Annotated in this window: 8 protein-coding genes; 3 read left to right on the top strand and 5 right to left on the bottom strand. The window is 69.1% G+C overall.

Going from position 1 to position 9244, the window contains the following annotated elements; translation table 11 throughout:
• Nucleotides 1-518: 518 nt before the first annotated feature.
• From ampE to C9412_RS18325, 5 genes are all read right to left on the bottom strand, one after another.
• Nucleotides 519-1406, bottom strand: coding sequence for a regulatory signaling modulator protein AmpE (ampE, locus tag C9412_RS18345; protein ID WP_107232921.1), 888 nt, complete (start codon nt 1404-1406; stop codon nt 519-521).
• A gap of 145 nt (nt 1407-1551) precedes the next feature.
• On the bottom strand, nt 1552-2457 hold the full coding sequence (gene nudC, locus C9412_RS18340) for an NAD(+) diphosphatase (protein WP_107232920.1): 906 nt from the start codon (nt 2455-2457) through the stop codon (nt 1552-1554).
• 160 nt (nt 2458-2617) lie between these two features.
• On the bottom strand, nt 2618-3010 hold the full coding sequence (gene erpA / locus C9412_RS18335) for an iron-sulfur cluster insertion protein ErpA (protein ID WP_057497547.1): 393 nt from the start codon (nt 3008-3010) through the stop codon (nt 2618-2620).
• Between the two features lie 31 nt (nt 3011-3041).
• The gene (locus tag C9412_RS18330; protein WP_107232919.1) at nt 3042-3506 is read right to left on the bottom strand and encodes a polymer-forming cytoskeletal protein; all 465 of its coding nucleotides are present in this window, start codon (nt 3504-3506) and stop codon (nt 3042-3044) included.
• Nucleotides 3507-3510: 4 nt separating this feature from the next.
• Entirely contained in the window at nt 3511-4254 is a 744-nt protein-coding gene (locus tag C9412_RS18325) for a DUF6776 family protein (RefSeq protein WP_107232918.1), read from the bottom strand.
• Nucleotides 4255-4433: 179 nt separating this feature from the next.
• On the opposite strand from C9412_RS18325, the gene C9412_RS18320 reads away from it, so the two are divergent.
• The 3 genes from C9412_RS18320 to C9412_RS18310 are packed head-to-tail and all read left to right on the top strand — an operon-like array spanning nt 4434 to nt 9197.
• On the top strand, nt 4434-5051 hold the full coding sequence (locus C9412_RS18320; RefSeq protein ID WP_107232917.1) for a DUF4126 domain-containing protein: 618 nt from the start codon (nt 4434-4436) through the stop codon (nt 5049-5051).
• 44 nt (nt 5052-5095) lie between these two features.
• A complete protein-coding gene (locus C9412_RS18315) occupies nt 5096-6976 on the top strand; it encodes an EAL domain-containing protein (protein WP_107232916.1) in 1881 nt (626 codons plus the stop codon).
• A gap of 1 nt (nt 6977) precedes the next feature.
• Nucleotides 6978-9197, top strand: a complete 2220-nt coding sequence (locus C9412_RS18310; RefSeq protein ID WP_107232915.1) for an ATP-binding protein — start codon at nt 6978-6980, stop codon at nt 9195-9197.
• Nucleotides 9198-9244 lie beyond the last annotated feature (47 nt).

The following is a 9244-nucleotide window of genomic DNA, read 5'->3' as shown; positions in this document are numbered from 1 at the left end:
CGGGCGGATCAAGGGAGATTCCGGCGTGGGCGCCAAGCTCCAAGGCGATCGTCGAGATCCAGGCTTACACGGCGGCCCACGCCGGCTCTCGACACCTACGCTGCCAGATTCCGATCAGATAAGGCTTGGCCGCGGCATCCATGCCGCGGACACCCCCGCAAGCCCATCCCGCCCGGCCACGGACAGTTTCCGTGCGCGTCCACCACGGAAAAGAAAGAGAAGATCAAAAGCGGAAGCCGATCGCTTCGCTCTGCATCCACGCATGGCGTGGATCTACCGTGTCGACCAAGGTCGACACCTACCGGCAATCGCAGTGGACCCAACGTCACCGGCAAACTGTCGAAGGCGGGGTGGGTCGGATGGCGGGGGTGTGAGCCGCATGGATGCGGCGACCAAGCCCCCATGGACGGGTTTACGGCGTCCCCCGCCATCCGCCCCACCCCGCCATCCCGCGGTAATCCGGCTGTTGCTGTTGCTGTTGCCTCTGCAGGTGCAGGGCTGCAAGCCCTGCAAAGCACCTACGTCACCCAGCCTGCAATCACCAGCAGTGCCAGCACGGCCAGCCACAGCAGCAGCATCCGCCACACCAGACTCATCGCATCACGCAGTTCCGGCAGGCGCTGCCACACCGGCAACAAACCCGCTTCGGTGTAATCGTGCGCGTCCTCGCGCAGTTCGGCGTTGACGCTAGCGCGTGCCACCGCGCCGAGGAAGGCGATGCCTCCGGCCAGGCGCTCGCCATGCGCCTGCCGCCACGCCTTCCACGCCGTATCGAAATTACCGACCAGCGCCATCGAGAACGCCATCAGCTGCGCCACCGGCCACTCGATCCAGCCCAGCAGCCGCTGCGCCACTGCCAGCGGCTCGGCCGGAACACGAGCGCGCATCGGGCTTTCCGCCATCAGCGCCAGCAGTCGATAGCCCAGTGCACCGGCCGGGCCAAGCAACAGGAACCAGAACAGCACCGCAAACCAGCGCCGCAGTGCATTGAGCACGGTGGCTTCCACCAGCGACGGTACGTCCTCGCGCAGGCTGCCACCGGCGGCCTGCAGGTTGCGCATGGCCGCCTGCCGGGTCGCCGCATCGTCGGCATCGATGACCGCCTCGATATCGCGATCCAGGTCGCGCGGGCCCCAGCACCACGCCAGCACCACCACCCCCAGCAGCAGCGACGGCAGCCCGAACAGCACCCCGCGCAGCAGCCATGCCAGCAACGCCATCAACAGCAGTGGCGGCAGCAAGGCAAGAGCGACACCTGCCGGTCCATGCCAGGCCTTGCCACCGCGCGCGTCCAGCCAGCCCAGCCAACGCCGGAAGCCATCGAAGCGACGCAGCGAAGCGGCAGCGGCCGGAGCGACATGGCCCAGGGCCAGTGCAACCAGCACGGCGGCCAGAGTGGTGAACATGGCAGGTCTCCCTACAAAACAGAACGCGTGGCGCCGCTACCTTACCTGTCGCAGCCGCCGCTTCACGGATGGCCCGCACTGTAACCCGGGCCGTGTTCAGGTGGCGGCAATTCCGGGCCGTTGCACGCCCGCTGGCCGCCTGCCGTCACGCCTTCTGCTGGCGGTACCAGTGCTCGATCAGGCCACGCGAAATCGAGATCGGCGGTGACAGGCGGATGCCCTGCCCGTCGTCATGGGCATCACGCGCCAGCGCAGCGCCCACCTCTTCGGCACTGAACCAGCGCGCATCTTCCAGCTCACCATCCACCGTCGGCAGGTCGTCCTGGGCCTGTGCACGGAAGCCGACCATCAGCGCGCCGGGGAACGGCCACGGCTGCGAACCGAGATACTGGCAGGCGGTCACCCGCACCTTGCTCTCCTCGTGGACCTCGCGCACCACGGTCTGCTCGAAGGTCTCGCCCGGTTCGACGAAGCCAGCCAGCACCGAGTAGCGCCGCGGCGCCCAGTTCGACTGGCGGCCGAGCAGCAGGCGGCCCTGGTTCTCCACCGCCACGATCACGGCCGGATCGACACGCGGGTAGTGCTCGGTGGAGCACTGCGCGCAACGGCCCACGAAACCGCCGCGTGCAAACGCCACGGCGCCGCCGCACACACCACAGAAGCGGGTGCGCGCGTGCCAGTAGGACATGCCGCGCGCGTAGCTGAAGGCGGTTGCATCGGCCATCGGCCACAGCAACGCGGCCTGGCGCAGGTCGAGGCGGCGCGGCGCAGTGACGGTCACATTGGCGGCTTCGACCGAGAACCAGGCCTGTTCGCCGCGCAGGCCGAGGAAGATCGCGGCACCGGGGCCACCGCCGATATCGGCGCCGGTCACCGCCAGCGGTTGATCGTCATCGTCGGTGAAGGCGCTACCGTCGTGATCGAGAACAAGGATGCGCGCGCCCGGCCACAGGCGCGCCAGTGCTTCGGCATCGTCGCGCAGGGCATCGGCGCGCTCCAGCGGTTCGCCCACGAAGGCGAAACCGGAAAGCGGCGAAGGAGTATTGGGCATCCGGCAAGCGTGCCGCCAATCGATGCAGGTGGCAAGGTCGGCACTGTGCGCAATCGGCTGTTGTGGACGCGGAGGCACAGAGCATCCACGCATGGCGTGGATCTACTGATCCGCTCTGGTGGGTGCCAACCTTGGTTGGCACATCCCAGCCACAAGGCTCTTACATGCTGAAGCTGCTGCCGCAGCCGCAGGTGGTCTTGGCATTCGGGTTGCGGATCACGAACTGGGCACCGGTCAGGCTCTCGGTGTAGTCCACCTCGGCGCCCATCAGGTACTGCAGGCTCAGCGGGTCGACCAGCAGGGTCACCCCGCTGGTCTGTACCGCCAGATCATCGTCGGCCCGGTTCTCATCGAACTCGAACCCGTACTGGAAGCCCGAACAGCCGCCTCCCTCGATGTACACACGCAGGGCCAGGTCGGGGTTGCCCTCTTCCTGGATCAGGGATCTGACCTTGGCGGCCGCCGACTCGGTGAAGTTCAGCGGGCGCTCCAGCGACTGGTAATCGGGCGCGGCGGCCGGGGTGGCGCCGGGCAGGGAGACTAGCGTGCTCATGGCGTCAGCATGGGGGCGCCGACGATGGCTTTCAAGCCATCGCCTCGGCCAGCTTGCGGCGCGCGGCGGTGTCGCCCTTGCCCGCATTGGCGTCGTCGCCTTCCGGGGCCGGCAGCGCCGCCATCGGGGCGCTGGCATGGATCAGGCGGCCGTTCAGCTGGGCGCCCGCATTCATTTCCACCACCTGGTAATGGACGTTGCCGTTGACCCGCGCGCTCGGCGTCAGTTCAACCTTCTCGGTGGCGTGCACATCGCCGTCCAGGCGGCCACTGATGACCACCACCTGGGCACGGATCTCGCCTTCGATCACGCCGTGCTCGGCTACCGTCAGGGTCGCGCCACTGGCGCCCTCGGCGGCGATCACCTTGCCGTGGATGCGGCCTTCCACGTACAGGCCACCACTGAATTCCACATCGCCACGGATCACCACCTGGTTGCCGATCAGGGCGTCGACCACCAGCTGGCCATCACGGTTGGATTTGCTGTTCCCGAACATCTGCCTACTCCCCTTTGCTGGCCGGCGCACCGGCCTGTTTCCAGTCGAATACCTGGGTGGTACCCCCCGTACCACTCCCCAATGTCACCCGCACGCGTTGCGGGGTGAAGTCAGCCGGCAGCATGACGCTGCCGGTGATCTGCTGGAAGTACCGGAACGAGTAATCCTGCCCCGGTACCTTGCTGCGCTGGTGCAGATCATCCCAGCTGATCGTGGCCAGCTTGCCGTTCTTCACGCCTTCCACGGTGAAGCGCATCTGCCCCTGGCTGATGGCACCGCGGTTGAGGTTCTGGGTCAGCACAGCGGTGTACTGCCAGGTGCCGGCGGTCTCCGGGCTGAACTCGATGGAATGGGTGTTCAACCCCTTGCGCTGGCTGGTCGAGCCGACCAGGCGCTCGTAGAAGGCGACGTCGGCACGCAGGCCAGCGATTTCCTCATCACGCTCGGCCAGCGAGGACTGCACCTCGGTATTGGCGGCGCGGCTGATGCGGTCGGAGGCTTCCAGCGTGGCCTGCTTCTGGCGCAGCTCGGTCAGTTGCCCCTGCAGCGTCTCGGCGCGCTTCTCTGCGGCCTGCAGGCGCTGGCCCTGGGCATCGCGCGGGGTGGCCAGCCAGCAGCCACCAAGGACCGCCAGCACCAGGCTGAGCAGCCAGATGCCGCCGATCACCAGCAGGCGTCGACGGTCGACGGGGGGCTGCGAGGCACCCGGCAGGCGCACCTGCACGCGCATGGGTGGGCGGTTGTTCATGGGTGGATTCCGGGGCATCGCCAGGGCGATACCGGTACGGCCCCTGTGGCAAACGACGGGCTAGTGTATGACAGGACGGGTGGGTTTCCTGCGCAGTGGCCCGCCACGGTCTGTGGCGTTCAGCCACGCCATCGCCGATAGTGTGGCCCCCTGCACAGTTCCGTCGCCGGAGCACCGCCATGACCGAAGCCCACCTGTTCGTGATCGGCATCCTGCTGGCCTGGCTGGCCGGCATCCGCGTCTACCTCACCGTGTTCGGCGTCGGCCTGGCCGGCCTGCTCGGCTGGGTCGACCTGCCCCCCGCCCTGCAGGCCACCGAATCGTGGTGGGTGCTGGGAACATCGGCGGCGCTGGCCATCACCGAATTCTTTGCCGACAAGATTCCCGGTGTGGACTCGGCCTGGGACCTGGTGCAGACCCTGGCACGCGTGCCGGCCGGTGCCTTCCTCGCCGCCGCCACGCTGTCGCCGGATGGCCAGCTGGGAACCGGCGCGCTCGCTGCCGGCGCCGGCGTGGCGTTGGCCAGCCATGGCCTGAAGGCGGGCACCCGCGCCCTGCTCAACACCTCGCCGGAACCGGCCAGCAACTGGGTGGCCTCCGCCGCCGAGGACACCGTGGTGATCGGCGGCCTGGCGTTGGCGCTGGCGCACCCGTGGATCGCGCTGGTGGTGGTGCTGGCCTGCAGCCTGGCCGGTGCACTGGCGGTGTGGCTGGTCTGGCGCGCCCTGTGGAAAGGTGTGCGCTGGCTGGCACGCGGCGGCTCGGCGTCGGTAACAAGGCCATCCGGCAGCGGTTGATCACCAGGCTTGTCGCATAATGGACGCGAACACCAGGAGCACCGATGGCCGCAAACGAATCCCCCGCGGGCGCCCGCCCGGGACGCGCTGAAACCCCGCCGGCCGACCACTGGCAGCGCTGGGCACACCCGGTGACGGCTCCGGTGATGGCAACACCGCCGTCTCCGGCCAGCCCGGCGGCGGCAACGGCACCGCCCCCGCTCGCGCCCCCGGCGCTGCCTGGCGCGGCGGTGCTGGCCGACGCCGGCAACTCGGACCCGGCCCCGCCACCTGCCGACTCGCCCTATCGCGTACTGATCGTCGAGGACGACCGTGCCCAGGCCCTGTTCGCGCAGAGCGTGCTGCACGGCGCCGGGATGCAGGCGATCGTGCACAACGATGCCGACGGCGCGCTGCAGGCCATCAAGGAACACCATCCCGACCTGATCCTGATGGACCTGCACCTGCCGGGGCTGGATGGCATGCGGCTGACCGCCCTGATCCGCCAGCAACCTGGCCTGCAGCTGCTGCCGATCGTGTTCCTCAGCGGCGACCCGGATCCGGAGCGCCAGTTCGAAGTGCTCGACAGTGGCGCCGACGACTACCTGAGCAAGCCGATCCGGCCCCGTCACCTGATCGCGGCCGTGGCCAACCGCATCCGCCGTGCGCGTGCGCAGGCCGCCACGCTGCCGGGGGTGGGCGGTGCGCCGGCCACCAGCAATCCGGAAACCGGCCTGCCGACGCGCCACCATGTGCTGCAGCAGCTCAATGCCGCGCTCGCCCACCGCGACGCGGGCGGTGTGTTCTTCATCGAGGTGGCCAGCGCCCTCGGGCTGCGCGAGCGCTACGGCTACGCCGCCTTCGAGCGGCTGATGGTGCAGGCCGGGCAACGTCTGGCCGAGGCCGGCGAACCGCACCTGCTGGCCCGCCTTAACGACAACAGCTTCCTGCTGCTGGCGCGCAATGCCGGCGAAGACTCGCTGGAAGGCATCGCTGCGACCCTGCGCGAGCAGCTCTCGGCGCGCGCCTTCGTGATCCGCGATGACGAGTCGGTGCACCTGCGTGGCGTGGTCGGCTATGCGCCGTTGTCGCCGGGCTTCGACGACGCCAGCAGCGCGCTGGAAGCGGTGGAAAGAACCACCCTGCAGGCGCGCCTGCTCAGCGCAGGCGTGGCCGGCCACGTGCATCGCCAGGCCGTGACCGAGCAGGAGCACCTGGCCCTGCTGGAAGGCCAGCTGGAACTGGCCTACCAGCCGATCGTCGCCGTGGCCGGTGGCAATACCGCGCAGTACCAGCTGCTGCTGCGCCTGCGCCAGGCCGATGGCACGGTGCTGGCCGCCGGCCAGGTGATTCCGGCGGCCGAAGCGGCCGGCCGCATCGCCGACCTCGACCAGCAGGTGATGGACCATGCACTGGGCCTGCTGGACCTGTACCGGCACGCCACCCAGCCGCTGAACCTGTTCGTTTCGCAGTCGCTGCGCACCCTGCAGCGCGATGCCTTCGGCGACTGGCTGCTGGAATCGCTGCAGCAACGCGATCTGCCCGGCAGCGCGCTGGTGATCGACGTGCGCCTGCCCGACGCGCTGATCCACACCGTGCCGTTGCAGCAGTTCTGCCAGCGCATGGCCAGTGCCGGCGTACGCTTCTGCCTGAGCCAGTTCGAGCCCGGCGCCGACGCCGACGCGCTGCTGACCCAGCTGCCACTGTCGTTCGTGCGCATGGCCGCGCGCTTTTCCAGCAGCCATTCCAACCCGGCCACACGCGAGGAACTGCGCCGGGCGATCGAACAGGCGCACGCTGCCGGGTTGCAGATCATCGGCCAGCAGATCGAAGACCCGCAGGCCGCCGCGGCGATGTGGGTCGGCGGTGTCGACTACATCCAGGGCAACATGGTGCAGTCGGCCGGCAGTGATCTGAACTTCGACTTCCACAACGCGGTGCTCTGAGGTGCCGCTGTGGGCGGCGCTGCTGGTGGCGCTGGCGGTGGTGGCCTGCGCGCTGCTGCTGTCGAGCCTGCGCCTGCGTGCGCAACGGCATGCGCTGAGCGCGCTGCAGCGCGGGCATGACGCACTGCTCGGCGAGCGCGACCAGCTGCGGCGGACCACCGAGCGCCAGGGCCAGCTGGAGCAGCAGCTGCTGCAGGCCAAGCAGGCGGCCGAGGCGGCGGTGCTGGCCAAGGGCGAATTCCTGGCCACGATGAGCCACGAAATCCGCACCCCGCTCAACGGCATCCTGCCGATGCTGGAGCTGATCGCACGCGGGCCGCTGGGCGATGACCAGCGGCAGATGCTGGCCACCGCGTCGGCCAGCTCGCAACAGCTGCTGCGCATCGTCGACGACATCCTCGATTACTCACGGCTGGAAGCACAGGCGCTGGAACTGGAGATCACCAGCTTCAACCTGCGCGATCTGCTCGACGGCGTGGTGCAGCTGATGCAGCGGGCCGCCGACAACAAGGGCCTGGCCCTGGCGTTGCAGCTGGACCCGGCGGTGCGCCTGCCGGTGCGCGGTGATCCGGTGCGCCTGCGCCAGGTACTGAGCAATCTGCTGGCCAACGCCATCAAGTTCACCGCACGCGGCCAGGTGCAGCTGCGCGTGCTGCGCCTGGGCGAAGCGGCCGCGCAGCATCAGCTGCGCTTCGAGATCATCGACACCGGCATCGGCATCGATGCGGCATTGCAGGCCCGCCTGTTCCAGTCCTTCAGCCAGGCCGACGCCTCGACCACCCGCATCTATGGCGGAACCGGCCTGGGCCTGGCCATCTGCAAGCGCATCATCGACCTGATGCAGGGCCGCATCGGCGTGCAGTCCACGCCCGGCCAGGGTGCCACGTTCTGGTTCGAGATTCCGCTGCTGAAGGTGCCCGGTGACCTGCCTGCGATGGCGCGCGCCCCGGCCCCGCTGCTGCTGTTCAGTACCGACGCGACGCTGCAGGCACGCGTGCAGCGCATCGCGGCCCATCACGGTCTGCAGGTGCAGGTGCTCGCGCAGCTGGATGCCGTGGTCGAGCGCCTGCGGGCAGCGCCCGGCCCCGCGCAGCTGGCACCGGCCTGGCTGCTGGCCGATGCACGCGCGCGTCGCAATGGTGGGGCCACGCTGCAGCAGGTCGTGGCCGAACGTGGCGAGGATGACACCCTGCAACTGCTGTGGCTGCAGGACGAGGCCATGCCGGCGCGCGCGCGCCAGCACCGGCTGCCCACCGACTTCGAAGATGCCGCCCTGCATGCACTGCTGGGCGCTCCGGTGGCCCACGCACGGCCCTCGGCCCTGCTGGCCAGTGCCGAAGCCCTGCCGGCGGCGGCAGCGCTGGCGCCGCTGCATCTGTGCGTGCTGCTGGTGGAAGACAACACGGTCAACCGGATGGTCGCCGAGCAACTGCTGCGCGTGTTCCAGTGCGATGTCCGCCATGCCGCCGATGGTGAGCAGGCGCTCGCCGCGCTGCGCGAAGGCGGCACGGACGTGGTCCTGATGGATTGCCAGATGCCGGTACTGGACGGCTACGCCGCCACACGCCGCTGGCGCGCCGAGGAAGCCGAGGCCGGGCGCACGCGCCTGCCGATCATCGCGATGACCGCCAATGCCATGGCCGGCGACAGGGAGCGTTGCCTGCAGGCCGGCATGGACGACTACCTGTCCAAGCCGATCGCGCGCACCACGTTGCATGCGCTGCTGCAGCGCTGGGCCGGGGGCAAACCTGCGTCACTGCCCCGGCCTTCTGTAGAGCCGAGCCATGCTCGGCTGACGGACCATTGCAGTCGCCCCTCATCAGCCGAGCATGGCTCGGCTCTACAGGATCCGGAGAAGCAGGCGGCGGCGCCGCAGCAACCGGTGCTCGACCGCGATGTGCTGGACGAACTGCACGCGGTGATCGGCGACGCGGCCACCCGGATCGTTATGGTCTTTCTTGAAGATGCGCCGGCGATGGTGCAGCAGTTGCAGCTGGCCGCGCAGAACGGCGATGAATCGCGCCTGCAGGCCGTCGCGCACAGCCTGAAATCATCCAGTGCGAATGTGGGTGCGCTGTCGTTGTCGGCGGTTGCCGCGCGCATCGAGCATGAAGCGCGCAGTGGCAGCCTGCAGCGCCCCGCCGTGGCGGTCGCGCTGCTGGTGGCCGAATTCGCCCGTGCGCGGGTGGCGTTGACGGGCTATCTGGCGCAGCACCGGTAACCGGTAGAGTCGAGCTTGCTCGACTGGGCCATGCCGGACACGACGGA

Origin of the sequence: Stenotrophomonas sp. Nf1, from assembly GCF_003028475.1 — a bacterium.
GTDB lineage: Bacteria > Pseudomonadota > Gammaproteobacteria > Xanthomonadales > Xanthomonadaceae > Stenotrophomonas.
The sequence above is the reverse complement of the archived record's forward strand: the minus strand, read 5'-3'. Positions and strand labels throughout refer to the sequence as shown.

What these genes read in the sequence shown, in the direction of transcription:
- ampE (WP_107232921.1), bottom strand. Translation starts at nt 1,406, where the DNA reads ATGTTCACCACTCTGGCCGCCGTGCTGGTTGCACTGGCCCTGGGCCAT.
- nudC (WP_107232920.1), bottom strand. Translation starts at nt 2,457, where the DNA reads ATGCCCAATACTCCTTCGCCGCTTTCCGGTTTCGCCTTCGTGGGCGAA.
- erpA (WP_057497547.1), bottom strand. Translation starts at nt 3,010, where the DNA reads ATGAGCACGCTAGTCTCCCTGCCCGGCGCCACCCCGGCCGCCGCGCCC.
- C9412_RS18330 (WP_107232919.1), bottom strand. Translation starts at nt 3,506, where the DNA reads ATGTTCGGGAACAGCAAATCCAACCGTGATGGCCAGCTGGTGGTCGAC.
- C9412_RS18325 (WP_107232918.1), bottom strand. Translation starts at nt 4,254, where the DNA reads ATGAACAACCGCCCACCCATGCGCGTGCAGGTGCGCCTGCCGGGTGCC.
- C9412_RS18320 (WP_107232917.1), top strand. Translation starts at nt 4,434, where the DNA reads ATGACCGAAGCCCACCTGTTCGTGATCGGCATCCTGCTGGCCTGGCTG.
- C9412_RS18315 (WP_107232916.1), top strand. Translation starts at nt 5,096, where the DNA reads ATGGCCGCAAACGAATCCCCCGCGGGCGCCCGCCCGGGACGCGCTGAA.